General features: G+C 57.2%; 26 protein-coding genes and 1 tRNA gene. 6 read left to right on the forward strand and 21 right to left on the reverse strand.

Annotation, left to right across the window (positions count from 1 at the left end; genetic code table 11):
- Window positions 1-4: 4 nt before the first annotated feature.
- From nqrM to FOY96_RS17365, 7 genes are read right to left on the reverse strand one after another with little or no spacing between them, the layout of a single operon-like run.
- A complete protein-coding gene (nqrM, locus tag FOY96_RS17335) occupies window positions 5-208 on the reverse strand; it encodes a (Na+)-NQR maturation NqrM (RefSeq protein WP_023615899.1) in 204 nt (67 codons plus the stop codon).
- On the reverse strand, window positions 208-1,431 hold the full coding sequence (gene nqrF / locus FOY96_RS17340) for an NADH:ubiquinone reductase (Na(+)-transporting) subunit F (protein WP_047061186.1): 1,224 nt from the start codon (window positions 1,429-1,431) through the stop codon (window positions 208-210). Before nqrF ends, nqrM begins: the two co-directional genes overlap by 1 nt.
- A gap of 10 nt (window positions 1,432-1,441) precedes the next feature.
- Entirely contained in the window at window positions 1,442-2,038 is a 597-nt protein-coding gene (nqrE, locus tag FOY96_RS17345; protein WP_008500255.1) for an NADH:ubiquinone reductase (Na(+)-transporting) subunit E, read from the reverse strand.
- Window positions 2,039-2,044: 6 nt separating this feature from the next.
- Complete coding sequence (locus tag FOY96_RS17350) at window positions 2,045-2,683, reverse strand: NADH:ubiquinone reductase (Na(+)-transporting) subunit D (protein ID WP_033144701.1); 639 nt, start codon at window positions 2,681-2,683, stop codon at window positions 2,045-2,047.
- On the reverse strand, window positions 2,676-3,470 hold the full coding sequence (locus FOY96_RS17355) for a Na(+)-translocating NADH-quinone reductase subunit C (protein ID WP_033144700.1): 795 nt from the start codon (window positions 3,468-3,470) through the stop codon (window positions 2,676-2,678). Before FOY96_RS17355 ends, FOY96_RS17350 begins: the two co-directional genes overlap by 8 nt.
- A complete protein-coding gene (locus tag FOY96_RS17360) occupies window positions 3,463-4,698 on the reverse strand; it encodes an NADH:ubiquinone reductase (Na(+)-transporting) subunit B (protein WP_029739701.1) in 1,236 nt (411 codons plus the stop codon). Before FOY96_RS17360 ends, FOY96_RS17355 begins: the two co-directional genes overlap by 8 nt.
- Window positions 4,699-4,701: 3 nt before the next feature.
- Window positions 4,702-6,045 carry a Na(+)-translocating NADH-quinone reductase subunit A gene (locus tag FOY96_RS17365; protein ID WP_143347499.1) on the reverse strand — a complete coding sequence of 448 codons (1,344 nt, stop codon included), beginning with the start codon at window positions 6,043-6,045 and terminating at the stop codon, window positions 4,702-4,704.
- Window positions 6,046-6,343: 298 nt separating this feature from the next.
- Between FOY96_RS17365 and dpaA the strand changes: the two genes are divergently transcribed.
- Window positions 6,344-7,084, forward strand: a complete 741-nt coding sequence (gene dpaA, locus FOY96_RS17370) for a peptidoglycan meso-diaminopimelic acid protein amidase (protein ID WP_033144698.1) — start codon at window positions 6,344-6,346, stop codon at window positions 7,082-7,084.
- Here dpaA and FOY96_RS17375 read toward each other — a convergent pair.
- A complete protein-coding gene (locus tag FOY96_RS17375) occupies window positions 7,055-7,822 on the reverse strand; it encodes a class II glutamine amidotransferase (protein ID WP_023310496.1) in 768 nt (255 codons plus the stop codon). The genes dpaA and FOY96_RS17375 overlap by 30 nt on opposite strands.
- A 48-nt stretch (window positions 7,823-7,870) precedes the next feature.
- A complete protein-coding gene (gene lpcA, locus FOY96_RS17380; protein WP_010427884.1) occupies window positions 7,871-8,449 on the reverse strand; it encodes a D-sedoheptulose 7-phosphate isomerase in 579 nt (192 codons plus the stop codon).
- A gap of 239 nt (window positions 8,450-8,688) precedes the next feature.
- Here lpcA and fadE point away from each other — a divergent pair, with 239 nt between their 5' ends.
- Together fadE and FOY96_RS17390 are read left to right on the forward strand one after the other, a co-directional pair.
- Complete coding sequence (fadE, locus tag FOY96_RS17385) at window positions 8,689-11,133, forward strand: acyl-CoA dehydrogenase FadE (protein WP_029739697.1); 2,445 nt, start codon at window positions 8,689-8,691, stop codon at window positions 11,131-11,133.
- A gap of 108 nt (window positions 11,134-11,241) precedes the next feature.
- Window positions 11,242-12,012 (forward strand): amidohydrolase, encoded by a 771-nt coding sequence (locus FOY96_RS17390; protein ID WP_039263863.1) that lies wholly within the window; start codon window positions 11,242-11,244, stop codon window positions 12,010-12,012.
- Window positions 12,013-12,063: 51 nt separating this feature from the next.
- Here the strand turns inward: FOY96_RS17390 and FOY96_RS17395 are convergent, their stop codons facing one another.
- From FOY96_RS17395 to dnaQ, 9 genes are all read right to left on the reverse strand, one after another.
- Window positions 12,064-13,665 (reverse strand): gamma-glutamyltransferase family protein, encoded by a 1,602-nt coding sequence (locus tag FOY96_RS17395; protein WP_126786076.1) that lies wholly within the window; start codon window positions 13,663-13,665, stop codon window positions 12,064-12,066.
- A 9-nt stretch (window positions 13,666-13,674) separates the two neighbouring features.
- Window positions 13,675-14,550, reverse strand: a complete 876-nt coding sequence (locus FOY96_RS17400) for an ABC transporter permease (protein ID WP_029739694.1) — start codon at window positions 14,548-14,550, stop codon at window positions 13,675-13,677.
- A 2-nt stretch (window positions 14,551-14,552) separates the two neighbouring features.
- Window positions 14,553-15,494 (reverse strand): ABC transporter permease, encoded by a 942-nt coding sequence (locus tag FOY96_RS17405; RefSeq protein WP_023310491.1) that lies wholly within the window; start codon window positions 15,492-15,494, stop codon window positions 14,553-14,555.
- Window positions 15,495-15,512: 18 nt separating this feature from the next.
- The gene (locus FOY96_RS17410; protein ID WP_172620525.1) at window positions 15,513-17,027 is read right to left on the reverse strand and encodes an ABC transporter substrate-binding protein; all 1,515 of its coding nucleotides are present in this window, start codon (window positions 17,025-17,027) and stop codon (window positions 15,513-15,515) included.
- A gap of 2 nt (window positions 17,028-17,029) precedes the next feature.
- Window positions 17,030-18,112, reverse strand: coding sequence for an ABC transporter ATP-binding protein (locus FOY96_RS17415; protein WP_069303692.1), 1,083 nt, complete (start codon window positions 18,110-18,112; stop codon window positions 17,030-17,032).
- Window positions 18,109-19,122 (reverse strand): ABC transporter ATP-binding protein, encoded by a 1,014-nt coding sequence (locus FOY96_RS17420; RefSeq protein ID WP_048979298.1) that lies wholly within the window; start codon window positions 19,120-19,122, stop codon window positions 18,109-18,111. The genes FOY96_RS17415 and FOY96_RS17420 overlap by 4 nt, the downstream gene beginning before the upstream one ends.
- On the reverse strand, window positions 19,119-19,838 hold the full coding sequence (locus FOY96_RS17425; RefSeq protein WP_023334601.1) for a FadR/GntR family transcriptional regulator: 720 nt from the start codon (window positions 19,836-19,838) through the stop codon (window positions 19,119-19,121). Before FOY96_RS17425 ends, FOY96_RS17420 begins: the two co-directional genes overlap by 4 nt.
- A 379-nt stretch (window positions 19,839-20,217) precedes the next feature.
- Window positions 20,218-20,294 (reverse strand) — tRNA-Asp (locus FOY96_RS17430).
- Window positions 20,295-20,426: 132 nt separating this feature from the next.
- On the reverse strand, window positions 20,427-21,158 hold the full coding sequence (gene dnaQ, locus FOY96_RS17435; protein ID WP_055703371.1) for a DNA polymerase III subunit epsilon: 732 nt from the start codon (window positions 21,156-21,158) through the stop codon (window positions 20,427-20,429).
- Window positions 21,159-21,222: 64 nt separating this feature from the next.
- On the opposite strand from dnaQ, the gene rnhA reads away from it, so the two are divergent.
- Complete coding sequence (rnhA, locus tag FOY96_RS17440) at window positions 21,223-21,690, forward strand: ribonuclease HI (protein WP_023310485.1); 468 nt, start codon at window positions 21,223-21,225, stop codon at window positions 21,688-21,690.
- Here the strand turns inward: rnhA and FOY96_RS17445 are convergent.
- Window positions 21,687-22,406: a class I SAM-dependent methyltransferase gene (locus tag FOY96_RS17445; protein ID WP_023310484.1), complete on the reverse strand. Its 720-nt coding sequence runs from the start codon at window positions 22,404-22,406 to the stop codon at window positions 21,687-21,689. The genes rnhA and FOY96_RS17445 overlap by 4 nt on opposite strands.
- 32 nt (window positions 22,407-22,438) lie before the next feature.
- On the opposite strand from FOY96_RS17445, the gene gloB reads away from it, so the two are divergent.
- Entirely contained in the window at window positions 22,439-23,197 is a 759-nt protein-coding gene (gene gloB, locus FOY96_RS17450; RefSeq protein ID WP_143347500.1) for a hydroxyacylglutathione hydrolase, read from the forward strand.
- Between the two features lie 68 nt (window positions 23,198-23,265).
- Complete coding sequence (mltD, locus tag FOY96_RS17455; RefSeq protein WP_032661729.1) at window positions 23,266-24,630, forward strand: murein transglycosylase D; 1,365 nt, start codon at window positions 23,266-23,268, stop codon at window positions 24,628-24,630.
- Window positions 24,631-24,682: 52 nt separating this feature from the next.
- On the opposite strand, the gene FOY96_RS17460 is transcribed toward mltD, so the two are convergent.
- Together FOY96_RS17460 and FOY96_RS17465 are read right to left on the reverse strand one after the other, a co-directional pair.
- Complete coding sequence (locus FOY96_RS17460) at window positions 24,683-25,456, reverse strand: class I SAM-dependent methyltransferase (protein ID WP_143347501.1); 774 nt, start codon at window positions 25,454-25,456, stop codon at window positions 24,683-24,685.
- 75 nt (window positions 25,457-25,531) lie between these two features.
- On the reverse strand, window positions 25,532-26,332 hold the full coding sequence (locus FOY96_RS17465) for an endonuclease/exonuclease/phosphatase family protein (protein WP_143347785.1): 801 nt from the start codon (window positions 26,330-26,332) through the stop codon (window positions 25,532-25,534).
- Between the last annotated feature and the right edge of the window lie 72 nt (window positions 26,333-26,404).

Raw genomic sequence — 26,404 nt, forward strand, 5'->3', positions numbered from 1 at the left:
AAGATTAAATAATGCGCTGCTGTTCGCGGGCCATCCTTTTCTTCCGCGCATCGCACGGTTCCGGACAGTCGCAAACCTTTTCCATCCCAATAGATGAAATACCGCCGCAGCTACCCTGAATGCTTTTCCGCTTAACGATCCAGCCTAACGACATGCCGAAGATGACAAGCACAAACACCACAAAGGTTGCCAGAAACGTCAGCATCATCAGCCTCCAAAGTCATCGAGCATGATGTTCTCATCTTCGACACCGAGACCTTTCAGCATCTTAATCACGGCGGCGTTCATCATCGGCGGACCACACATATAGAACTCGCAGTCCTCAGGCGCCGGGTGCTGTTTGAGGTAGTTTTCATACAGCACGTTGTGGATGAACCCCGTATAGCCCGTCCAGTTATCTTCCGGCTGCGGATCGGAAAGCGCCACATGGAAGGTAAAGTTCGGGTTTTCACGCGCCAGCTGTTCAAACTCATCTTCATAGAACATCTCGCGCAGCGAGCGCGCCCCGTACCAGAAGCTGATCTTACGCTGGCTACCCAGCCGCTTGAGCTGGTCAAAGATGTGCGAGCGCATCGGGGCCATACCGGCACCGCCGCCGATAAAGACCATTTCCGCATCGGTATCTTTCGCAAAGAACTCCCCGAACGGGCCGGAGATCGTCACCTTATCACCAGGCTTCAGGGACCAGATGTATGACGACATGACGCCCGGCGGTGCATCCGGCACATTCGGTGGCGGCGTGGCGATACGCACGTTGAGCATGATAATGCCCTTCTCTTCCGGATAGTTGGCCATCGAGTAGGCGCGCAGCGTCGGCTCTTTCACCTCAGATACAAAGCGGAAGAGATTGAATTTGTCCCAGTCGGCGCGGTACTCATGCGGAACGTCAAAGTCCGCATAGGCCACAGCGTGCTCCGGGCACTCGATCTGAATGTAGCCTCCGGCGCGGAACGGGACATGCTCGCCTTCCGGCACCCGCAGCTTCAGCTCTTTTATAAAGGTGGCTTTGTTATCATTAGAGATAACCTCGCACTCCCATTTTTTGACGCCGAAGATCTCTTCCGGCAGCTCAATCTTCATGTTCTGGCGTACCGCGACCTGGCAGGCCAGACGACAGCCCTCTTTTGCCTCACGCTTTGTGATATGCGCCAGTTCGGTTGGCAGAATATCGCCGCCGCCCTCTTTTACCGTCACGCGGCACTGCCCGCAGGAACCGCCGCCGCCGCAGGCTGAGGAGACAAAAATGCCGTTACCGGAGAGCGTGTTGAGCAGCTTGTCTCCGGCCGGCGTGCGGATCTGATTCTGCGGCTCGTCGTTAATATCAATGACCACGTCGCCGGAATTCACCAGCTTCGCGCGCGCCGCCAGAATAAGCCCTGACAGCACCAGTACAATCAGCGTGAACATCACCACGCCAAGGATAATTTCCATCTGTTTGCCCTTATAGCTGCACACCGGAGAAGGACATAAAGCCCAGCGCCATCAGCCCGGTGGTGATAAAGGTGATCCCCAGGCCACGCAGACCCGCAGGCACGTTGGCATATTTCATTTTCTCGCGGATCCCCGCCATGGTGACAATCGCCAGCATCCAGCCGATGCCGGAACCAAAACCGTACACCACGGATTCGCTGAAGTTGTAATCACGCTGAACCATAAACGAGACGCCGCCAAAGATGGCGCAGTTCACCGCGATCAGCGGCAGGAAGATCCCCAGCGCGTTGTAGAGCGACGGGAAATACTTATCGAGGATCATCTCGAGGATTTGCACCAGCGCCGCGATCACCCCGATAAAGGTGATGAAGTTCAGGAAGCTGAGATCAACCCCTTCCACCAGCGCGCCGTCCCGCAGCACAAAGTTGTACACCAGATTGTTGATCGGTACAGATAAGCCGAGCACCACGGTGACCGCGATACCGAGACCAAATGCCGTCGACACTTTTTTGGAAACCGCAAGGAACGTACACATGCCGAGGAAAAACGCGAGCGCCATGTTTTCAACAAACACCGCCCGCACAAACAAACTCAGGTAATGAGCCATCGTCGGTTACTCCTTTTCCTGCTGTTCTGGCTTCAGCGTACGAATCAGCCAGATCAACAAACCGATAATGAAAAATGCGCTAGGGGCCAGCAGGAACAGGCCGTTTGGCAGATACCAGCCGCCGTTCTGCACCGTGTCCAGCACCGTGATGCCAAACAGCTTGCCGCTGCCAATCAGCTCGCGCAGGAACCCAACGGTCAGCAGGATCACGCCGTAGCCCAGGCCGTTGCCGATGCCGTCCATAAAGCTCGCCAGCGGCGGCATTTTCATGGCGTAGGCTTCCGCACGCCCCATGACGATACAGTTGGTGATAATCAGCCCGACAAACACCGAGAGCTGTTTGGAGGTTTCATAGGCGAAGGCGCGCAGCAGCTGATCGACCACGATCACCAGCGAGGCGATGATCGCCATCTGTACGATGATCCTCACGCTGTTGGGGATATGGTGGCGGATCATCGAGATAAACATGCTGGAGAACGCCGTGACCAGCGTGACCGCCAGCGTCATCACAACCGCCGTTTCCAGCTTGGTCGTCACAGCCAGAGCCGAACAGACACCCAGCACCTGGAGCGTGATCGGGTTATTGGCTAACAGTGGGCCAACGAGCACCTTTTTAACTTCTTTCAGTTCACCGGTATCAGCCATTGTTCAGCGCTCCTTCACGTACGTTTTTCAGGAAAGGACCAAAGCCCAGCTCGCCCATCCAGAAATCAAAACTGTGCTGCACGCCTTTTGAGGTGAGCGTAGCGCCGGAAAGCCCGTCAACGGCGTAGTCGTCACCGGGACGTGCCGCCCCTTTCATCACCTTCAGCGCAGGCAGGCCGTTATCGTCGAGCACTTTTTTGCCGACAAACTGTGCCCGCCAGTTAGGGTTTTCAACTTCGCCACCCAGCCCCGGCGTTTCGCCCTGGTCGTAATACGTAATGCCTTTGACCGTGCGCCCATCGGTATCAAGGGCCACAAACGCGTACATCATTGACCACAGACCGTTACCGTAAACAGGCAGTACCACTTCCTGAATGCGTTTTTGGGGATCGCGAACCAGATAGATTTCGGCCAGGTTGCTGCGACGCTTAATCCCGGCGGGATCTTGCGATGCCTCCAGCGTCAGGCTCATCTGCGGATCTTTAAGCGCCAGCGCCTGGTTGAATTTTGCCGGGTCTTTATCCAGCAGTTCACCCGTTTTTAAATCCACCAGACGCGCCGAAATACGTTCAGCAAAGACGGCCGAAACGTCGTCCGCGCTCATTCCTTCCTGCATCAGCCCGGCGACGGCCAGGATGTTGCGCTGTTTATCCAGCGCACGTTGCTCCTGCTGCAGGGGTTTTAACCCCACGGCAGAGCCGGCCACGACAATAGAACAGACCAGACAGAGCACCAGCACCACCAGCAGCGTTTTGCTGATGCTGTCGTTATTTTTAACCTCAGCCACGCGCCTTCCTCCGCTTAATGTTGGCCCGCACCACCAGGTAATCGAAGAGCGGTGCAAACAGGTTGGCAAACAGAATGGCCAACATCATCCCTTCCGGATACGCCGGGTTGACCACGCGGATCAGAACGCACATCGCGCCAATGAGCACGCCATAGCTCCATTTACCTTTGTCTGTAAACGAGGCAGAGACGGGGTCCGTCGCCATGAACATCATGCCGAACGCGAAGCCACCCAGCACCAGATGCCAGTACCACGGCATGGAGAACATCGGATTGGTGGTCGAACCGATAACGTTGAACAGGGTGGCGGTCAGCACCATGCCGATCATCACGCCCGCAACGATCCGCCAGGAGGCCACGCGACCAAAAAGAATGATCGCGCCGCCAAGCAAAATCATCAGCGTAGAGACTTCTCCGATGGAGCCCGGAATGTTGCCAATAAAGGCATCAAACCAGGTGACTGGCTGACCCGTCGCGTTGTTAACCAGCGTTTCGCCGCCGTGTGCCGCCCACTGTGAAAGCGGCGTCGCGCCGGAAAAACCGTCTGCCGCCGTCCACACGAGGTCGCCCGAGATTTGCGCCGGATAAGCAAAGAACAGAAACGCGCGTCCCGCCAGCGCCGGGTTGAGGAAGTTCCGCCCGGTGCCGCCGAAGATCTCTTTGGCAATCACCACGCCGAAGCTGATGCCAAGCGCCGCCTGCCAGAGCGGTAGCGTCGGGGGAACAATCAGGGCAAACAGAATAGAGGTCACGAAGAAGCCTTCGTTGATCTCATGTTTACGGATGATGGCAAACAGCACTTCCCAGAAGCCGCCCACGACAAATACCGTGATGTAAATCGGCAGGAAGAACACCGCGCCCAGCGTCATCATGCTCAGCCAGCCCGCGTCTGCGGCGAAGCTCACCCCTAACGACTGGGCCAGACGGTAGTGCCAGTCGGACTGGATCACCTGCGCCAGCTGCTGTGCATCGTACATGTGGTGCAGCGCCGGAATGGTCTGCAGGCCGACGTTGTACATTCCCCAGAACATCGCCGGGAAGACCGCAAACCACACCAGGATCATCATGCGTTTCAGGTCGATAGCATCACGAACGTGCGCCGCCCCTTTCGTCACCAGCCCCGGCGTGTAGAAAATGGTCGTCGTTGCTTCATACAGCGGGTAGTACTTTTTGAGCTTTCCTTCGGTAAAGTGCGGCTCAATTTTTTCAAAGAGGTGTTTTAAGCCCATCGGTTATCCTTCCTGCTCAATGCGGGTTAACACCTCGCGCAATACCGGTCCATATTCATATTTGCCCGGACAGACATAGGTACAGAGCGCCAGATCTTCTTCGTCAAGCTCCAGACAGCCCAGAGCCTGCGCGCCGTCGGTATCGCCAGCAAGCAGATCGCGCAGCAGCACGGTGGGCAGAATATCCAGCGGCATGACGCGCTCGTAGTTGCCAATCGGGACCATGGCGCGCTCGCCGCCGTGCGTACTGGTTGAGAAGCTAAACAGCTTATTACGCAGGAAGTGGCCCAACGTTGTTCGGGTGACGGAGTATTTTTCCGCGCCTGGCAGAACCCAGCCAAACAGCTCTTTCTCACGCCCTTCCTGCACAATGCTGACCTGCAAATGGAAGCGTCCCAGGTACGCGTGCGCATTGGCCGCATGGCGGCCGCTGAGGACCGAGCCGGAAATCAGGCGGTTTTCGCCCTCTTTCGTTTCCCCCACCAGCAGTTCGTTGATGTCAGCACCCAGCAGCGTCTTCACCAGGCGCGGATTTGCAGCCTGCGGTCCGCCGATGGCGATTATCCGTTCAGCGCAGAGCTCACCCGTAGTAAAGAGCTTACCGATGGCGATGACGTCCTGATAGTTAAGGTGCCAGACCTGTTTCGTCAGGCTGACTGGCTCAAGGAAATGGATGTGCGTCCCGACCAGCCCCGCCGGATGCGGGCCAGAAAATTCATTAAACGTGACCTGCCCCTGCGGATGCCCGCCAGGCTTGCCGCCGCCGGCCTGGCAAACGTGCACTTTTCCGGGCGTGAGGCGGGTTAGAATAGTGAGTCCTGCATCAAAAGCTTTTCGCTGCGCCAGGATAACCGGTTCCGGGTCCACGCTGAGCGGGTTGGTGTCGATGGCCGTGACGAAAATCGCGGCCGGTTCCGTGCCCGGAACAGGGGATTTGCTGAAGGGGCGCGTACGAAGCGCGGTCCATAAACCGGATGCCAGGAGCTGATCCTGAACGGCGTCGCGGTTCAGCGACGCGAGTTCTGCTATATCGTAATGGGCAAATTCACGCTTTTCATCGCCCTCAATGCGGATAACCACCGACTGCAGAACGCGCCGTTCGCCACGGTTGATGGCCACAACGGTGCCGCTCGCGGGGGCCGTGAACATCACGCCGGGATTTTTTTTGTCCTCAAAGAGCGTCTGTCCTTTGATAACGCGATCGCCCTCCTGTACCAGCATTGAAGGACGCATACCCAGGTAGTCTTCGCCCACAATGGCGACATGACGGACACTTGCGCCTGTCGAAACGTGCTGCGCTGGCACGCCTGCAATCGGCAGATCAAGTCCTTTTTTAATTTTAAACATGTGGTTAGCAGGTTTCCATGAACAACAATCCAGTGGGCGCGAAGTGTAGCATTTTCCCCTTCACGCGGGCAGGGAATCCGCCGTCGCGCGCGCCAAATTGCGAGCTAATGCGCAAAGTTCCTGGAGCCATCGCAATTTTGATGGTTTATAAAGTAAAACTAATTTGTAAACTCACCGCCCGGCTCTTGCGAAAATCTATAGCGGTGCTAATGTGAGCGCTCCTAACAGAATAATCTGATTTCGGGTCTCTTTTGCCGTCCTGGCAAGTTGGTCATGGTTTTATCAAGGAACTAGTAGTATGCGTAAAATCGCATTGTTCATTGCGATGCTTCTGATGCCGTGCATGTCGTTTGCCGGACTGCTCAGCAGTAATAGCTCAACGACGCCGGTCAGCAAGGAATATAAACAGCAGTTAATGGGATCGCCGGTTTATATTCAGATCTTCAAGGAAGAGCGCACTCTCGATCTGTTTGTCAAAATGGGCGAGACATATCAGCTGCTTGATAGTTACAAAATTTGTAACTACTCCGGCGGACTGGGGCCAAAACAGCGTCAGGGCGACTTCAAAAGTCCGGAAGGGTTCTACAACGTTCAGCGCAGCCAGCTCAAGCCTGACAGCCGCTTCTATAAAGCCATTAACATCGGCTTCCCGAATGCCTATGACCGTGCACACGGTTATGAAGGTAAATATCTGATGATCCACGGCGCCTGCGTGTCTATCGGCTGTTATGCGATGACCGACTCCGGCATTGATGAGATTTTCCAGTTCGTGACGGGCGCGCTGGTCTTTGGGCAGCCTAACGTACAGGTCAGCATCTATCCGTTCCGCATGACGGACGCCAACATGACGCGTCACAAGTACTCATACTACGCGGATTTCTGGAAACAGCTGAAGCCGGGTTACGACTACTTTGAGCAGACCCACAAGCCACCCGTGGTCTCTATCGTCGATGGCCGTTACGTGGTCAGCAAACCGCTGAGCCACGAAGTCGTCCATCCACAGCTGGCGTCAAATTACACGGTCCCCGAGACAAAATAGCACCCACTCGCCTGGCATAATCTTTTGCCAGGTTTCGTTGCCCGTCAGCGGCTGCGTTGCGATAACAGTGACCACATCGTTCGGTGTGGTCTCCTTCTGAAAGTCTATCTCCACATCCTGATCGAGCAGCGTCGCAACGCCAAACGGCGCACGGCGGGTGATCCAGAACAGATTCGTCGAGCAGAACGCCATCACATAGCGGCCATCAGAGAGCAGCATGTTGAACACGCCTTTTTCACGCAGTTCAGACGCCAGCGTCGCGATGTATTTGAACACGGCAGTCATGTTGCCGGGCGTACGGGGATAGCGCTCCGTCAGCTTGTGCAGCAGCCAGCAGAAGGCTTTTTCGCTGTCCGTCTCGCCGACCGGGCGGAAATTGCCCGTCTCCAGCGACTTATAGCCCGTGAGCTGCCCGTTGTGCGCGTAGGTCCAGTTACGGCCCCACAGTTCACGGGTAAACGGATGGGTATTTTCCAGCGCCACTTCGCCACGGTTGGCCTGACGGATGTGGGCGATTACCGAGCGGGACTTGATCGGGTAGTCCTGAACCAGTTTGGCAATCGGTGAGTTAAAGCTGGGCTGTGGATCTTTGAACGTGCGACACCCTTTGCCTTCGTAAAAGGTGATGCCCCAGCCGTCTTTATGCGGCCCGGTTCCTCCACCGCGCTGAACCAGCCCGGTGAAGCTAAAGCAGATATCGGTTGGCACATTGGCGCTCATCCCGAGCAGTTCGCACATACAACACCTCCACAACAGCGGGGGGCACCGGAGCCCCCCAGCGAAGTCTTACTTAACCATCTCTTTTTCGATCAGCTGGATCAGGATGTGGATCACTTTGATGTGAATTTCCTGAATACGGTCAGCATAACCGAAGTGCGGAACGCGAATTTCGACATCCGCCGTACCGTCCATCTTACCGCCATCTTTACCGGTCAGGGTGATGACTTTCATCCCTTTTTCACGCGCGGCGGCGATCGCTTTGATCACGTTACCGGAGTTACCAGAGGTAGAGATCCCCAGCAGCACGTCGCCTTCACGGCCTACCGCTTCAACGTAGCGGGAGAAGATGTGGTCGTAACCGAAGTCGTTGCCTACGCAGGAGATGTGGCTCACGTCTGAAATCGCAATCGCCGGGTAGCCCGGGCGGTTTTCGCGATAGCGTCCGGTCAGCTCTTCTGCGAAGTGCATAGCGTCGCAGTGGGAACCGCCGTTACCGCAGGAAAGCACTTTGCCACCGGCTTTGAAGCTGTCGGCAAGCAGGACCGCTGCGCGCTGAATAGCGTGAATATTGGCATCATCTTTCAGAAAGTTCGCCAGCGTTTCCGCCGCTTCGTTCAGTTCGTTACGAATAAGATCCTGGTACATGAGGATAATCCTTCAGTATTGATGAAATAACACAGTGGAGTGTACCGGATAGCGGGAAAAGCGAGAAGCTAAAGCCATGCGAATCGTCCGGCGTTTTGATTTTTTGTGCCGGCTAAAACGCGAACAATGTGAACCAGGTTGTAATTATTTTGTAAACACATTGCTAAAGGAAATAACATCAACTACAACCATATCATCACAAGTGGTCAGACCTCCTACAAGCAAGGGAGCTTTTCTTTATGATGATTTTGAGCATTCTCGCAACCGTTGTACTGCTCGGTGTGTTGTTCTATCACCGCGTAAGTTTATTCCTGAGCAGCCTGATTCTTCTGGCCTGGACGGCTGCGCTTGGCGTCGCAGGTCTCTGGAATATCTGGCTTTTAGTCCCTCTTGCCATCATCCTTCTGCCGTTTAACCTGGCCCCGATGCGTAAATCAATGATCTCTGCGCCGGTGTTCAAGGGCTTTCGCAAAGTGATGCCGCCCATGTCGCGTACTGAAAAAGAAGCGATTGACGCGGGCACCACCTGGTGGGAAGGCGATCTGTTCCAGGGCAACCCGGACTGGAAAAAGCTGCATAACTATCCGCAGCCGCGTCTGACCGCTGAAGAGCAGGCCTTTATTGACGGCCCGGTGGAAGAAGCGTGCCGCATGGCAAACGACTTTGCCATCACCCATGAAATGGCCGATCTGCCGCCAGAGCTGTGGGCGTATCTGAAAGAACATCGCTTCTTCGCGATGATCATCAAGAAAGAGTATGGCGGCCTGGAATTCTCCGCTTACGCTCAGGCTCGCGTCCTGCAAAAGCTGGCGGGCGTCTCCGGGATCCTGGCGATTACCGTTGGCGTGCCTAACTCCTTAGGCCCGGGCGAACTGCTGCAGCATTACGGTACGGAAGAGCAGAAAGATCACTACTTGCCGCGTCTGGCACGCGGTCAGGAAATCCCTTGCTTCGCGCTGACCAGCCCGGAAGCGGGTTCCGATGCAGGCGCGATCCCGGATACCGGCGTGGTCTGCATGGGCGAGTGGCAGGGCGAGCAGGTGCTGGGCATGCGCCTGACCTGGAACAAGCGTTATATCACCCTGGCGCCAATCGCCACCGTTCTGGGTCTGGCCTTTAAGCTCTCTGACCCGGAAAAACTGCTGGGCGGCGAAGAAGATCTGGGCATTACCTGTGCGCTGATCCCAACCTCTACCCCAGGCGTTGAAATTGGTCGCCGTCACTTCCCGCTGAACGTGCCGTTCCAGAACGGTCCGACCCGCGGTCAGGACATTTTTGTGCCGATTGACTACATCATCGGCGGTCCGAAAATGGCCGGTCAGGGCTGGCGTATGCTGGTGGAATGTCTGTCTGTGGGCCGCGGCATTACCCTGCCGTCGAACTCAACCGGCGGTCTGAAGTCGGTCGCGATGGGGATTGGCGCTTACGCCCACATCCGCCGTCAGTTCAAAATCTCCATCGGCAAGATGGAAGGTATCGAAGAGCCGCTGGCGCGTATCGCGGGCAACGCCTACGTAATGGATGCCGCGGCTTCTCTGATTACCTACGGCATTATGCTGGGCGAAAAACCGGCCGTGCTGTCCGCAATTGTGAAGTACCACTGTACCCACCGCGCGCAGCAGTCGATCATTGACGCTATGGATATCGCGGGCGGTAAAGGCATTATGCTCGGCGAAGGCAACTTCCTGGCGCGCGGCTACCAGGGCGCACCGATTGCCATCACCGTGGAAGGGGCAAACATCCTGACCCGCAGCATGATGATCTTTGGTCAGGGCGCAATCCGCTGCCATCCGTACGTGCTGGAAGAGATGGCCGCCGCGCAGAACAACGACGTGGATGCCTTCGATAAGCTGCTGTTCAAACATATCGGTCACGTGGGCAGCAACAAGGTACGCAGCTTCTGGCTGGGCCTGACGCGCGGCCTTACCAGCGCGACGCCGACCGGCGATGCGACCAAACGTTACTACCAGCATCTGAACCGTCTGAGCGCCAACCTGGCTCTGCTGTCTGACGTCTCCATGGCGGTGTTGGGCGGAAGCCTGAAGCGTCGCGAGCGTATCTCTGCCCGTCTGGGGGATGTACTGAGCCAGATCTTCCTGGCCTCTGCGGTCCTGAAGCGCTACGACGACGAAGGCCGTCAGGAAGCGGATCTGCCGCTGGTGCACTGGGGCGTTCAGGATGCGATGTATCAGGCTGAACAGGCGATTGACGACCTGCTGGCGAACTTCCCGAACCGCTTCGTGGCGGGAGCCCTGCGCGCGGTGATCTTCCCGACCGGACGTCACCACCTTGCGCCGTCCGACAAGCTGGACCACAAGGTGGCGAAGATCCTGCAGGTACCGAGCGCAACCCGCTCCCGTATCGGTCGTGGTCAGTATCTGACGCCGACGCCGCATAACCCGGTGGGTCTGCTGGAAGAGGCGCTGCTGGACGTGATGGCTGCCGATCCGATTCACCAGAAGATCTGTAAACAGCTGGGCAAAAACCTGCCGTTTACCCGTCTGGACGAACTGGCAAAACAGGCGCTCGCCGGCGGCATTATCAATAAAGATGAAGCCGCGCTGCTGGTGAAAGCCGAAGAGAGCCGTCTGCGCAGCATTAACGTGGATGATTTCGAGCCGGACGAGCTGGCGACGCAGCCGGTAAAGCTCCCGGAGAAGCACCGCAAACCTGAAGCGGCGTAACGCGTTTCGCTTATACAAACCCCGCCTCTCGCGGGGTTTTTTATTGCCACATTTTCTCGTAATGACGTGCTACAGTGTCAAAAAGCGGTCTTTTGAGGAGTCTGTATCGTGCCTGGTTTGAAGATTTCTATTTTGCAGCAACCTTTAGTGTGGATGGATGGCCCCGCCAACCTGCGCCACTTTGATCGTCAACTGGAAGAGATTACCGGGCGCGATGTGATTGTCCTGCCGGAGATGTTCACGACCGGCTTCGCCATGGAAGCGGCACAACAGTCAATGCCGCAGGATGAGGTGGTGGCCTGGATGCATGCCAAAGCGCAGCAGACCAACGCGCTGATCGCCGGGAGCGCCGCCCTGCAAACGGATCGCGGGCCGGTGAACCGCTTCCTGCTGGTGGAGCCGGAAGGGAAAGTGCATTTTTACGATAAACGCCACCTGTTCCGCATGGCGGATGAGCATCATCACTATGAAGCGGGTCACGAGCGCGTGGTGTTCGAGTGGCGCGGCTGGCGTATTTTGCCGCTGGTCTGCTACGACCTGCGCTTCCCGGTGTGGTCGCGCAACCGCAACGATTACGACCTGGCGCTGTATGTTGCCAACTGGCCTGCACCGCGCTCCCTCCACTGGCAATCGCTGCTGGTAGCGCGCGCGATTGAGAACCAGGCGTACGTGGTGGGCTGTAACCGCGTGGGAACCGACGGCAACGGGCATCACTACCGCGGCGACAGCCGGGTGGTGAATCCGCAGGGCGAGATCATTGCCACCGCCGAGCCGCATCAGGCGACGCGCATTGATGCCGAGCTGTCGCTGACGGCGCTGCAGGAGTACCGCGAGAAGTTTCCGGCCTGGCAGGATGCGGATCCGTTTAGCATTGGCTGAAATTTTCCCCTCACTCCGCCCCTCTCCCAACGGGAGAGGGAGGATAAAACATTAACTCACCAGCGCCTGCCCGTCTTTGCGGCTTTCCGTCGCGGCAACGTAGTGCCCTTCCGGCAGACGGTAAATCACCTGCGCCCCGCCGAAGTTGTAATCCTGAAGCGGATCTTCCACCACGATCTGGTGACCCCGCTCGCGCAGCGCGGCGATGGTATTGCGATCGAAGGTCGATTCAACGATCACCTCCCTGCCCTGCACCACGCGCCAGCGCGGGGCATCAATTGCCGCCTGCGGGTTTTGCCCGTGCAGCATAATGCGCAGCGCCATCTGCATGTGCCCCTGCGCCTGCATCGGCCCGCCCATCACGCCGAAAGACATCAGCGGCTGGCCGTTGCCGTCCATCGCAAAGCCCGGAATGATGGTGTGGAACGGTCGCTTGCTGCCCGCCAGCGCGTTCGGGTGATTGGGATCCAGCACAAACCCGCAGCCCCGGTTTTGCAGGCTAATCCCCGTATCCGGCACCACAATGCCTGAACCGAAGCCCATGTAGTTGGACTGAATAAACGAAACCATCATCCCGCTGGCGTCGGCGGTGCTGATGTAGACCGTGCCGCTCTGCGTCGGGGAACCGTAAACGAAATCAGAGGCGTGCTCGTGATTGATAAGCGCCGCGCGCGACTTCAGATAATGGTCGCTCAGCAGCTCTTTCGCCGCGAACGCCATATGGTCTTCATCCGCCACGTAGCGGTCGAGATCCGCCAGCGCCAGCTTCATCGCCTCAATGGACAGGTGCAGGGACTGCACTGAATCCGGATGATGCTTCTCAATGCCGCACTGCTCCAGAATACCGAGCGCAATCAGCGTGGCGATCCCCTGGCCGTTTGGTGGCAATTCCTGCACCGAACCGCCCGCGAAGTCGCGCGACAGCAGCTCTACCCAGTCCACACGATGGTTTGCCAGATCTTCAGCCGTCAGGTGCGCGCCGTGTTCTTTGGCGAAAGCGGCAATTTTCTGCGCCAGCTCGCCGCGGTAAAAGGCTTCACCGTTGGTGCGGGCAATCAGCTCCAGCGAGTTCGCCTGCGCCGGGTTACGGAAGATTTCCCCCACGCGCGGGGCGCGGCCTTCCGGCGCGAAGCAGGCGCTGAAGCCCGGCTGATCTTTCAGCTTGCTATAGCCGCGCTGCCAGAGATGGCCAATCAGCGGGGAGACAGGGAAACCGTTGCGCGCGTAGTCAATGGCTGGCTGCGCCAGGGTGGTCAGCGGCAGCGTGCCGAAGCGTTCCGCCAGCGCGACCCAGCCGGATACCGCACCCGGCACGGTCACCGCGTCCCAGCCAATTTCCGGCACCGCGGTTTTACCGGCAAACAGATCCGCATGCCAGCTCGCAGGCGAACGACCGGACGCGTTGAGGCCGTGCAGCTTTTCGCCGTCCCAGACGATGGCAAAGGCGTCGCTGCCGATCCCGTTGCCGGTCGGCTCAACCACCGTCAGCGCCATCGCGGTGGCAATCGCCGCATCCACGGCGTTGCCGCCCAGCTGCAGCATTTTCATTCCCGCCTGCGCCGCCAGCGGTTGCGACGTGGCGACGGCGTTACGGCCCATCATTGGCGGGCGGCGTGAAGCGTAACCGGATGTAAAATCAAGCGCTTTGGTCATCATGACTCCTTAGTCGTGGCGCGGATCGAGCGCATCGCGCAGCCCGTCACCGAGTAAATTAAAGCCCTGCACGGCAAGGAAAATCGCCACGCCGGGGAAAACGGACATCCACGGCGCCTGCTCAAGAAACCCTTTCGCGGTGTTGAGCATAGAGCCCCAGGAAGGATTGGGCGGCTGCTGCCCCAGCCCCAAAAACGACAGGCTGGCTTCGGCGATAATTGCCGAGGCGATGGCCAGCGTGGCCTGCACCAGGATCGGCGACATCACGTTTGGCAGGACGTATTTGATGATGATCCAGCGGTCCGGCAGGCCAATCGCCCGCGCGCCGTCGATGTACTCTTCGTTGCGAATGGCGATCACCTGCCCGCGCGTCAGGCGGGCGAAGATCGGCATCGCCGAAAGACCGATGGCGATCATCGCGTTGGTCAGGCTCGGACCCAAAAATGCCCCCAGCGCGATCGCCATGATCAGGAACGGACAGGCCAGCAGCGCCTCGATAAACCGCGAGATCACGCCGTCCCACATCTTCTGGAAGTAACCCGCCACCAGCCCCAGCGGCACGCCGATGACCACGGCAATCACCACAGACATACAACCTGCCATCAGCGAGGTGCGAGCCCCCCAGATAATGCGGGATAAAATGTCGCGCCCCAGCTCGTCGGTGCCGAACCAGTACATCGCCGACGGCGCTTTGCGCACCGCCAGGAAGTTGGCTTTGACCGGGTCGAACGGGGCAATCCACGGCGCCAGCAGCGCCACCAGCACAAAGAATCCCACCACCACCGCGCCAATCACCGCACTTTTGTTGGCAAGGAATTTCTTCAGCACCCGGTTCTGCGCGCGCGGCAGCGCGGGCGTAACGGTTTGCGTCGTCAGTTCCGCCATGGTTAACCTCGCATTTTCGGGTTGATAAGGACGTAAAGCACGTCGGCCAGCAGGTTCAGCATCAGGAAGCCGATCGCCACGATCAGCACTACGCCCTGCACCACCGCGTAGTCACGGTTAAATACCGAGTCGACGATCATCTTGCCGAAGCCCGGAATAGTGAAGACCTGCTCGGTCAGCACCGCGCCGCCCAGCAGCTCGCCGAACAGCAGCGTGGTGAGGGTGATGACCGGTACCAGCGCGTTGCGAAACGCATGCTTCAGGATCACCGCCTTTGGCAGCAGCCCCTTAGCGCGCGCGGTGCGGATGTAATCCGCCTTCAGGACCGCAATCATCGAAGCGCGGGTATGGCGCATCAGCGTCGCCGCGAGGCCCGTTCCGAGCACGGACGCGGGCAGCAGCAGCGTGCGCAGGTTCTGGAGCGGATCTTCACTGAACGGCACGTAGCCGGACGCGGGCAGCCACTGCAGGTTCACCGAAAAGACCAGAATCAGCAGGATCCCCAGCCAGAAGTGCGGGATCGAGATCCCCGAGATCGCCACGAAATTCGCCCCGTGATCGACCCAGCTATTTTTGTTCACCGCCGCGAGGATCCCCATGCTGATGCCAAACACCAGCGCGATAATCATCGCCAGCAGAGACAGCTCCAGCGTGACCGGCAGCTTGCTGGCGATCAGCTGCGTCACCGGTTCGTGCGTGCGTAAGGAGACGCCCAGATCGCCCTGCAGCGCCCGCGTCAGCCAGTGGAAATACTGCACGGGGATTGGCGCATCGAGGTTCAGTTCCGCACGCAGCTGGGCGATGACCGCCGGATCGCGCTCCTCCCCGGCCATGGCGATTAGCGGGTCGCCGGGCAGCAGCTTTTGCAGCCCGAAGACCATCATGCTCACCAGCAGCAGGGTTGGTATAGCCAGCAGCAGACGTTTGCAAATCAGTTCCAGCATGGGTTCTCCTCAGGACGGTTATTTCGCCAGCGTTAAACCCGCCAGACGCACGATGCCGTCCGGGTACGGCTTAAAGCCCTGCACGCTTTTGTTCAGACCGAAAATGCGCGGCTCGAAGTAGAGGTAGGCAATCGGCATGTCGGTTTGCAGCTGCTTCACCACCTTGTCGTACAGCGGCTGGCGTGCGGCCTGGTCGGTGCTCTGGCGCGCCTGGGTCAGCCACTCATCGACCTGCGCGTTGCTGTAGCGGCCGTCGTTGAGCGTGCCTTTGCTGTTGATAAAGCCGTAGATGCTGCCGTCCGGATCCGGGCGTCCCGACCAGCCGGAGAAGCTCAGCTGATAGTCGCCGCTCTGCTGGCGGTCGAGCAGCGTGGCGAATTCGGTCATCTGCAGGTTCAGGTTAAATCCGGCCTCGGCGACCATAGCCTGCAATACCTGGCCCACCTGCTGCGAGGTTGGGTTGTTCGGCACCAGCAGGTTGACGGTCAGCGGCGCGGTGACGCCTGCCGCCTTCAGCAGCGCTTTGGCTTTGTCGACGTCACGCGGCGGAACCGGCAGGTTAACGTGATACGGGCTGACCGGGGAAAACGCCTGGTTTGCCGGGGTGTAAAGCCCTTCGAAGACCACCTGGTTTAACGCATCGCGGTCGATGGCCTGAGAAAACGCCTCGCGCACGCGGGCGTCCTTGAACGGATCGTTGGCCGGCACCTTGCCGTTGTTGATGTTGAAGGTGATGCCCTGATAGCCGAGACCGGTTACCTTCGCCAGCGCCAGCTTGCTGTCGGCTTCGACCGTTTTAACGTCGCTGGCGGCGATGCCTTCGGTCAAGTCAAGATCGCCCGCGCGCAGGTTCGCGAGGCGCACGGAGGCATCCGGGATCGGCAGATAGATGATTTTGTCGAAGTGGTAGGCGTCTTTGTTCCAGTAGTTGTCGAAACGGGTCAGAACGATGCGGTCCTGCGACACGCGGCTGTCAAACTTGTACGGGCCGGAACAGACCGGGTGGGCGGCAAAGTCAGGCTTTTTCGCCGCCTCGGGGGCCATCATCGCGCCCGCGCGGTCGGTGAGCTGCATCAGCAGCGCGGCATCGGGGGTCTTCAGGTGCAGCGCAATCTGCATCGGGCCGGTGACCTCGACCGATTCAACGGAGGAGATCTCGCTCTTACGCAGGGAGCCTTTCAGGGTCAGGGCGCGGTCGAGGTTGTATTTTGCCGCGGCGGCATCGAATTTCTCACCGTCGTGGAAGGTGACGCCTTCGCGCAGATTGAGCGTCAGGGTTTTACCGTCGTCACTCCACGCCCAGTCTTTAGCCAGGCCGGGGACGACCTTCAGGTTTTCATCCACGTCCACCAGCCTGTCGCACAGGGAGGCAAACACGAAGCGGCCATAGTAGGTGCGCGCCAGATGCGGGTCGAGCATGTCCGGGTCAGCGCCCAGGCCGATTCGCAGCACGCTTTCAGAATGGGCGGGCAGCGCCGCGCCAAGCAACATAACACTTCCCATTACGGTCAAAAGAGAATTACGCATTGTCATTATCATGAGTTCCTTGAAGGAAGGGACGAGTGAGTGGCCGCGTGTTCAAACAGCGCGCGGCGGCGCAGAAAGGCGGCGGATGGCGGTGCGATCTGAATAACGCTGCGATCGCGGTTGATCTCCTGCCAGCGATGACAGGCAACCTGACGCCCGCCGTCGAGCACCTGATTGATCGGCTCAACCTGGCGGCATTCATCGGTGACGTACGGGCAGCGGGTGTGGAAACGGCAGCCGGACGGCGGGCTGGCCGGGTTGGGCAGATCCCCCTGCAGCAGCAGTGCGTCGCGCTCAACGCCCGGCTGCATCTGCGGTGCCGAGGCGATCAGCGCCTGAGTATAGGGATGCAGCGGCGCGTCAAAAATCTCGTCGACGTTGGCAAGCTCGACGATTTGCCCGAGATACATGACCGCCACGCGGTCGCTCATATGGCGGATCACCGCCAGACCGTGGGCGACAATCACCATCGTCAGCCCCAGTTGGTGCTTCAGGCTCTCCAGCAGATTAACCACCTGCGCCTGGACGGACACATCCAGCGCGGATACCGGCTCATCGCCCAGCAGCAGCTTCGGCCCGGAAGCCAGCGCACGCGCAATGCCGATACGCTGGCGCTGCCCGCCGGAAAACTCGTGCGGATAGCGCCCGGCCCAGGCGGCAGGCAGGCCCACGGTTTTAAGCAGCTCGGCAACGCGGTACTGGCGATCCGCTTTTTTCATGTTCTGATGCAGCCACAGCGGCTCCCCGACGATTTGCTCCACCGTCATGCGCGGGTTGAGCGAGGCGAAGGGATCCTGAAAGATGATTTGCAGCTCGCGCCGGAGCTGGTTCAGGCGGGCACCGGAGGCGTCGGTGATCTCCTCCCCCTGATAAAACACGCGCCCTTCGCTGGCGGCCAGCAGGCGCAGCAGCAGACGACCGAGCGTAGATTTCCCGGAGCCGGACTCGCCGACGATCGCCAGCGTTTCGCCCGGCATCACGGCAAGCGAAACGCGATCGACCGCCGTGACAAACCGTGCCGGAGTAAAGAGCTTTTTGGGGCCGGGGAAAAGCTTGCTGAGGTCACGGGCTTCAAGAATGGGCGTGGTCATGCGATTTCTCCCAGGGCAATGTGCTGTTCGAGCGGTACGCGGAAGCAGGCGACCTGATGGCCCGCGCCGAGCGCGGTGAGCGGCGGTTTTTCAGCATGGCAGCGCGACTGCGCAAACGGGCAGCGGGTGGCAAAACGGCAGCCTTTCGGCATGGATTCCGGGAGCGGGACCGCGCCGGGAATGGTGGAGAGCTGGCCCTTGCGTGCGCCCAGCGAGGGGATCGACCCCATCAGGCCGATGGTGTACGGGTGCTGCGGGTCGGCGAATATTGCCTCCACGCTCCCCTGCTCCACCACCTGCCCGGCATACATCACCGCGACCTGCTGGGCGACTTCTGCCACCACGCCTAAATCGTGGGTGATCATCAGCACCGCCGTGCCGGTTTCCTCTTTTAAGGCGTTGAGCAAGGCGAGGATTTGCGCCTGGATGGTGACGTCGAGCGCTGTGGTCGGCTCGTCGGCAATCAGCAGTTTGGGGTGGTTAATCAACGCCATCGCAATCATCACGCGCTGGCGCATGCCGCCGGAAAGCTGGTGGGGATATGCTTTCAGGCGCATCTCTGCCGCCGGGATCTGCACCTTCTCGAGGATCTGCAGCGCGACCTTCATCGCCTCTGCGCGCGAGACGTTCTGGTGTCGCATAACCGCCTCGCTCAGCTGATCCCCCAGCGTGAACGCCGGATTGAGCGAGGTCATCGGCTCCTGAAAAATCATCGCCAGCTCGCTGCCGCGCAGATCGGCATACTCCCGCGGTGAGAGCTTTCGCAGATTGTGGCGGCGAAACTGCATCTCACCGCTGACAATCTGCGCGCTGGCGGGCAGTAATCCCATCAGCGCCAGGGAGGTGATACTTTTCCCGCAGCCGGACTCCCCCACCAGCGCCAGCGTTTCGCCCGCCCTGACGGTCAGCGAGATACCATCAAGCACGCTAACCGGCGAGCCAGCAAACGTAACGTTGAGGTTTTGCACTCGCAATACGGGTGTGGCGTCCTTAAAGGGTATTGTCGTCATGGCGTGAAGTCGTCCTCAAGGTGGATCGCCTGAATCAGGGCGGTTTGCAGGCTGAGCAAGTGTTCGCGCATGGCGGCCGCGGCTTCATTAGGCTGGCGATGGATAATCGCAGACATGATCTTATGGTGGTGGTCGTTATAGCTGTCGACACGTTCGGGGGTGCGTGCCAGCTCGCGCAGATGCTGCCAGCCCGGTTCGCGCCGAACGGCATCAATGGCATCAAACAGGCCGAGCATCAGACGGTTGCCCGCCGCCTCGGCAATCGCCCGGTGAAAGGCGCTGTCCCAGAGTTCGTTGAGATCGCGGTCGTCCGGGCTGACCTTGTCGATGCGTTCCAGCATGCGCTGCATGAGCGCGAGGTTTTCCCTGGTGGCACGCAGTGCCGCAAGCCGGGCTAAGCCGGGTTCGAGCTGCAGACGAGCTTCCATCACTTCCAGAAGGTTGGTTTGCTGAACCAATCCCTGAAGGGCCAGCGGTTCAACAGGTGCCGCCGGGCCAATAAAGGTCCCTTTGCCCTGCTTACGCCAGATGCGCCCCTCTTCTTCCAGCACGTCCAGCGCACGACGTACTTCACGTCGTCCTACGCCGAGAGTGTCCGACAGCTCACGTTCCGTGGGCAGCGGTATGCCTGGTGTTGACTCATGCTGGTTGATAAGCCCGCGCAACTGCTCAAGCGCGGTGCTGGAATTGGCCAGAAACCGTGACGGTTTTTCCATATTGGTTCGCTCGCTTTCATCATGACTTTATTTTTATTAACGATAAGTTATTGATATGGAATGAAGCTTATCGTGCTAATGATTAAGCAATAACCAAACCAATACGAAATTGGTTCGGTATATTTTTGGAAAGCAGGAGATAACCAGATGATTCTGCGTGAATTATTTTTACAGAAAGAAACATTCTGAATGAGGTGCGAAGAGAGGAGTGATGGAGAAATGCACAATTACAGTGCAAATTATGCACTACATCCGTGCAATTGTTAATAAATTGCACTATGAATATTAACTTTTTGTTAACGATAAGAGAGAGAATGAGATTACTGAAGGCTGAAACGACGAAAGCCTGAATCATTTCTGATTCAGGCTTTCTGAATAGTGGCGGAACGGACGGGACTCGAACCCGCGACCCCCTGCGTGACAGGCAGGTATTCTAACCGACTGAACTACCGCTCCACTGTTCCCGTTTGGGGAACGAGGCGCATATTACGGTGCGCCTCCGATCTCGTCAACGCTTTTTCTCACGTTTTGAATCGTTTGCTGCAAAAATCGCCCAAACGATGATTTTACAGGCATTAAGGCGTTTTTTCAGGCGCGCCACAAACAGCTGCCGCCCTTCTTCTGGACCAGATCAAGCCGGGATTCGTGGTTAAGAAGCTCTTCGTCACTGGCTAAAATAACCCGCAACCGACTGGCCTGACGGACAACACGCTGAATGCCCGCTTCGCCTTGCGTCTGCTGGGATTCATTTTCCATACTGAACTTCATTGACGTCTGCCCGCCGGTCATCGTCAGATAGACATCGGCCAGGATCTGGGCATCGAGCAACGCCCCGTGGAGCGTTCGCTTGGTATTGTCTATCTCGTAGCGCGAGCAGAGTGCATCCAGGCTGTTACGCTTGCCGGGGAACATCTTCCTTGCCAGCGCCAGGCTGTCCGTCACCTTACAGAAGGTGTTCGTCTTCGGAATATCACGATTAAGCTTGCTGAATTCATAATCCATAAAGCCGATATCGAACGATGCGTTATGGATGACAAGCTCGGCACCCTTGATGTACTCCAGGAACTCGTCAGCGACATCCGCAAAAGTCGGCTTATCCAGCAAGAACTCATCGGCAATACCGTGAACGCCGAACGCTTCCGGATCCACCAGCCGATCGGGTTTGAGGTAGACGTGGAAGTTGTTCCCAGTAAGACGACGGTTCACCACTTCAACGGCGCCGATCTCGATGATCTTATGCCCTTCGTAGTGCGCGCCGATCTGGTTCATACCGGTGGTTTCGGTATCGAGGACAATCTGGCGAGTAATTGCAGTGCTCATAGCGGTCATTTATGTCAGACTTATCGTTTAACTGAACGTTTCGAATACAGGAAGTCTACCAGAGATGCGTAAACAGGTAGAAATTTTCACCGATGGATCTTGTCTCGGTAACCCAGGACCCGGCGGCTACGGCGCGATTATGCGCTATCGCCAGCACGAAAAAACCTTTAGCGAAGGCTATTTTCTGACCACCAACAACCGGATGGAGTTGATGGCGGCCATCGTAGCGCTGGAGGCGTTAAAAGAACATTGTGACGTGGTGCTAAGCACCGACAGTCAGTACGTGCGTCAGGGGATCACCCAGTGGATCCATAACTGGAAAAAACGCGGCTGGAAAACCGCCGATAAGAAGCCGGTCAAGAACGTCGATCTCTGGAAACGTCTTGATGCTGCGCTGGGCCAGCACCAGATTAAGTGGGAGTGGGTTAAAGGCCACGCAGGCCACCCGGAAAACGAACGCTGCGACGAACTGGCGCGTGCTGCGGCATCCAATCCCGCACATGAAGATGCGGGCTATCAGCCCGACGCCTAATCGGTTTTTTTGTACTGCCGCGTGGCGCCCACGGTCTGGCGGATGGGCGTTTTCGACTTGCTCTGCTTCATGGGGTTAAGCGTAAGGGGAATGGTTCGCTTACGCGCAACGATAAACTGCAAACAGCCCAACGCGGGGAGATGGGTGCTCAGTACCACGCCCCCCTGCCGCGCCCAGGGCAGCACCTGAAAACCTCCGTAGCAAAGCACTTCAAAGTTCAGCAGTGAAAGCCAGTCGAGCTGGCGCATCATGGTGAACATCCGGCTGTTGTAAGGTGGAGTCCGGCGTAGCACCGGTACCAGCTTACGCAGGCCCATCAGGCTTAGCGGATTGAATCCGCTAAGTACCAGCCAGCCGTCATCAATCAGCACGCGATCGGCTTCGCGAAGCAGACGATGCGGATCGCTGCACCAGGGTAGCGTATGTGCGAGCAAACACGCATCGACGGATTTTTCCGCAAACGGCAGATGCAACGGGTCTGCTTTCACCTGAACCGGCGATCCGCCGAGAGAGACGTTAACCTGATGCGAGATAGCGCAGCTTTCGGTATTGATTTCCGCGCTGAGATTGCCAATCTTAAGCAGGTGAAAGCCATACATTTTCGCGAGCCAGGGCTTCAGCTGCTGTTCTAACGCTTCGCGATAGTATTCACCCCAGGGCAATTCCGCCCAACGTTCCGGTGCTGCGACAGTCTGAGGTATCCTTGCCGGTTTCATCAAAACACCCGCCACGCTCTAAGAGGTAATGTATGAATCTTATCAGTATTCCAGCGTTTCAGGACAATTACATCTGGGTTTTGGTTGACGACGATCGCCGCTGCGTCATTGTCGATCCCGGAGAATCCGCCCCTTTACTGCACGCCATAAAAGAGAACGGCTGGCAGCCAGAAGCCATTCTGTTGACGCATCATCATAGCGATCACACTGGCGGCGTGCCTGAACTGCGCGCTCATTTTCCGCATCTTGTGGTTTACGGACCGGCAGAGGCACAAGATAAGGGAATCACGCATGTAGTCGAAGAAGGCGAAAATATCCTCATACGCGAGTGGGAGTTTTCCGTATTTGCTACACCGGGTCACACTTTGGGACATCTGTGTTTCTACAGTAAGCCTTATCTTTTTTGCGGCGATACGCTGTTCTCTGGAGGCTGCGGAAGACTATTTGAAGGCACGCCAGCTCAAATGTATCAGTCTTTACAGAAAATTAACGCGCTACCCGATGAGACGCTCATTTGTTGCGCCCATGAGTATACATTAGGAAATATGAAGTTTGCAGTGAGCCTCTTACCCGAGGATCGAGCGATTCAGGATTATTATCACAAAGTGAAGGAGTTACGTGCAAAAAACCAAAAAACACTCCCCGTAATTCTGAAAAATGAGCGGCAAATTAATTTATTTTTACGCACAGATGATGTTGATTTAATTAATAAAATTAACCAAGAAACAAATTTGCAACAACCAGAACAGCGATTTGCATGGTTAAGGTCAAAGAAAGATAACTTCAGATAATTGCGGGTTGCCTTTTCAAAATTTCGCCGTTATCATCGCTCGTCTTTTAAGCAACTATTGACACACACATGAAGGCAAAAGCGATATTACTCGCCTCTGTCCTGCTTGTAGGTTGCCAGTCGCAAAACGGCAGCAACGTACAACAGCACGCACAGAGCCTTTCTGCAGCTGGTCAAGGGGAAGCAGGGAAGTTTGCAAGTTCGGCGCGCTGGATGGACGATGGAACATCTTACGCGCAGGATCAAGACTTGTGGACCTCTATTGGCGACGAGCTAAAGATGGGAATTCCGGAAAATCCCCGGATTCGCGAACAGAAACAGAAGTATTTAAGTAATAAGAGCTATCTCCACGATGTAACGTTACGGGCAGAGCCGTATATGTACTGGATAGCCGGGCAAGTTAAGAAACGTAACATGCCTATGGAGCTGGTACTCCTACCCATAGTGGAGAGCGCTTTTGACCCACACGCGACGTCTGGCGCCAATGCCGCAGGCATTTGGCAGATCATTCCGAGCACCGGGCGAAACTATGGTCTGAAACAGACCCGCAACTATGATGCGCGTCGCGATGTTGTCGCTTCAACGACAGCCGCTCTCGACATGATGCAACGTCTGAACAAGATGTTTGACGGCGACTGGCTGTTAACGGTCGCAGCGTATAATAGTGGCGAAGGTCGTGTACTGAAGGCAATGAAAGCGAATAAAGCACGGGGTAAATCCACCGATTTTTGGTCGCTCTCACTGCCACAGGAAACAAAGATTTACGTACCGAAAATGCTGGCATTGAGCGATATTCTCAAGAACAGCAAGCGTTACGGTGTACAACTGCCAACACCAGACGAAAGTCGTGCACTGGCGCGTGTTCGCCTCAGCAATCCAGTTGATATTCAACAGGTTGCTGATATGACGGGTATGTCGGTAAGTAAATTGAAAACCTTTAATGCTGGCGTTAAAGGCTCAACCCTGGGGGCAAGTGGCCCGCAGTATGTAATGGTTCCGCAGAAACATGCCGAGCAGTTACGTGAGTCTTTAGCTTCTGGTGAAATCGCCGCCGTTCAGTCAACGCTGATCGCGGATGCATCATCAGTTAACAGCCGCAGCTATAAGGTTCGTTCAGGTGATACGCTTTCGGGCATCGCGTCACGTCTTGGCGTGAATGCGAAAGATCTGCAGCAGTGGAATAATCTGCGCAGTTCCGGCCTGAAAGTGGGTCAGACTCTGACGGTAGGTGCAGGTAGCAGCGCACAGCGTCTTGCCAGCAACAGCGATAGCATTACCTATCGCGTACGCAAGGGCGATTCACTGTCCAGTATCGCAAAACGGCACGGCGTGAACATCAAGGATGTGATGCGCTGGAACAATGATACTGACAATCTGAAACCTGGCGACCAGCTGACGCTGTTTGTGAAGAACAGCGCGACGCCAGATTCCTGATAACACGATCGAAAGATAAAAAGGCACCGATTCCCCTCGGTGCCTTTTTTGTTTATTCCGCTTTTTGCGCTTCAGCCATGATGGTATCGCTGGTAAACGAGCCATCGTCCTGCAGTTCAAAGTACGCCTTTACCTCAGCGGACGCACTCTCCTGATACAGTCTGATCGCCTGGCTCAATGCTTCCGGGGTGCGCATACGCGCGATCCAGGAGCTGAACTCCAGCGGTAAACGATCGGTAATCAACGCGCGCGCGATCAGCCCCGCTTCAGTGATAAGCGACAACCACTCTCCGCTGGCGTAATTTTGCACGTGCGAGGTATCGCGCAGCGCTTCTACCGTCTGCAGCCAGATATTGCGCACCGGGTGTCCGGGAGACATCACATCCATAATGATGAAGGTGCCGCCCGGCTTCAGAACACGTTTGACCTCGCGTAATGCCTGGCCGACATCGTGCCAGTGGTGCGCGGAATAACGGCTGATCACCACCTCAAACGACGCATCATCGAACGGTAAGGATTCGGCATAGCCCTGTTGCGTATCGATGTTGTCCAGTCCCTTCGCTTTTGCCGCCCCGGCAACGACGTCCAGCATCTGGCTGGATAAGTCATACGCGGTAACGTGCGCGACCTGCTGCGCAGCCGTATAGCTGGCATGCCCTGCCCCGCAGCCTAAATCCAGCACGTGCGCCTGCGGGAACGCCGCCAGACGTTCACCGAGACGCACCAGATCGCGGCCAGAAGCATGCACGGCACTGCTCAGATAGGCACTTGCCTGAGAACCAAACTGTTTTTCTACGTTGTCATGATGGGAGCGTGTTGTTGTCATCGTACTGTCCTTTGTGAGTGAAAAATAAAGGGCAGCACCCGCACAGGCCTGCCCCACGGCAGACCTGACACACCATTATTTATCAGGTTTGCCGGGACTGAATTCGACTAGTAGAGGATTATGATCCGAGGCGCGCGTCACCAGAACCGAGGCGTCGTGCACGCTCAAACCACGATAGAAGACAAAATCGAGAGGACGACCAAAGGCTTTTTTGCGCTGGTCATCGCTAAAACGAACTTCACGCAGCGACATTTCGCGCGCAAAGCGATACAGCGCATTCATGCGCGGACGGCTCCAGGCATTGAAATCACCGGCCATAATGATGGGCCCGCTGTGATGGGCAATCTGATCGCCGATCGGAAGTAACTGCTTACTGTAGACATCCACGCCCAGACTGAAATTTACCGCATGGATATTCACGACCATCAGCATTCGGGTATCCGGCAGCGGATAGACCGTCACCAGCGCCGATTTTGCCAGACGCAGGATAGGTTCACGTTCGCGCAGTGGACAGCAATAGACCGGATGTGCTGCTGAAAGCGTCATCACACCTGAGGGGTGTTGCGGCAGGACAAATGCAGGCACCTGGTCGGCGGCAAGATAGTTCGTGGTGGCAAACCGTACCAGCTCAGGAGTAGTTTGCGCCTCCTGGAGCAGAACCAGGTGGGCATCTTTTCCAAAATTCTTGAGTACCGATAACCATTCGGCACGCTGCTGCTTAAAGATATTCCACACCAGTACACGGATTTTCTCATCGCTGCTTAACAGTGTGCCGGCGGGTAATGCCTGGCTTATGCTCGCAAATGACCCCGGAGGCAAGATCCTCTCCGCGGGCATTCCGGCAACATAACGCATGGCATAGGTATTTTTTCGCACTTTTGGAAACAGCCTCTGTAACATGAACCAGCCCGGAAAACGGACTGGTTCTAATGTTATAGGGACTTTAGG

Source organism: Enterobacter asburiae (assembly GCF_007035645.1).
In the GTDB taxonomy this organism is placed as follows: domain Bacteria; phylum Pseudomonadota; class Gammaproteobacteria; order Enterobacterales; family Enterobacteriaceae; genus Enterobacter; species Enterobacter asburiae_B.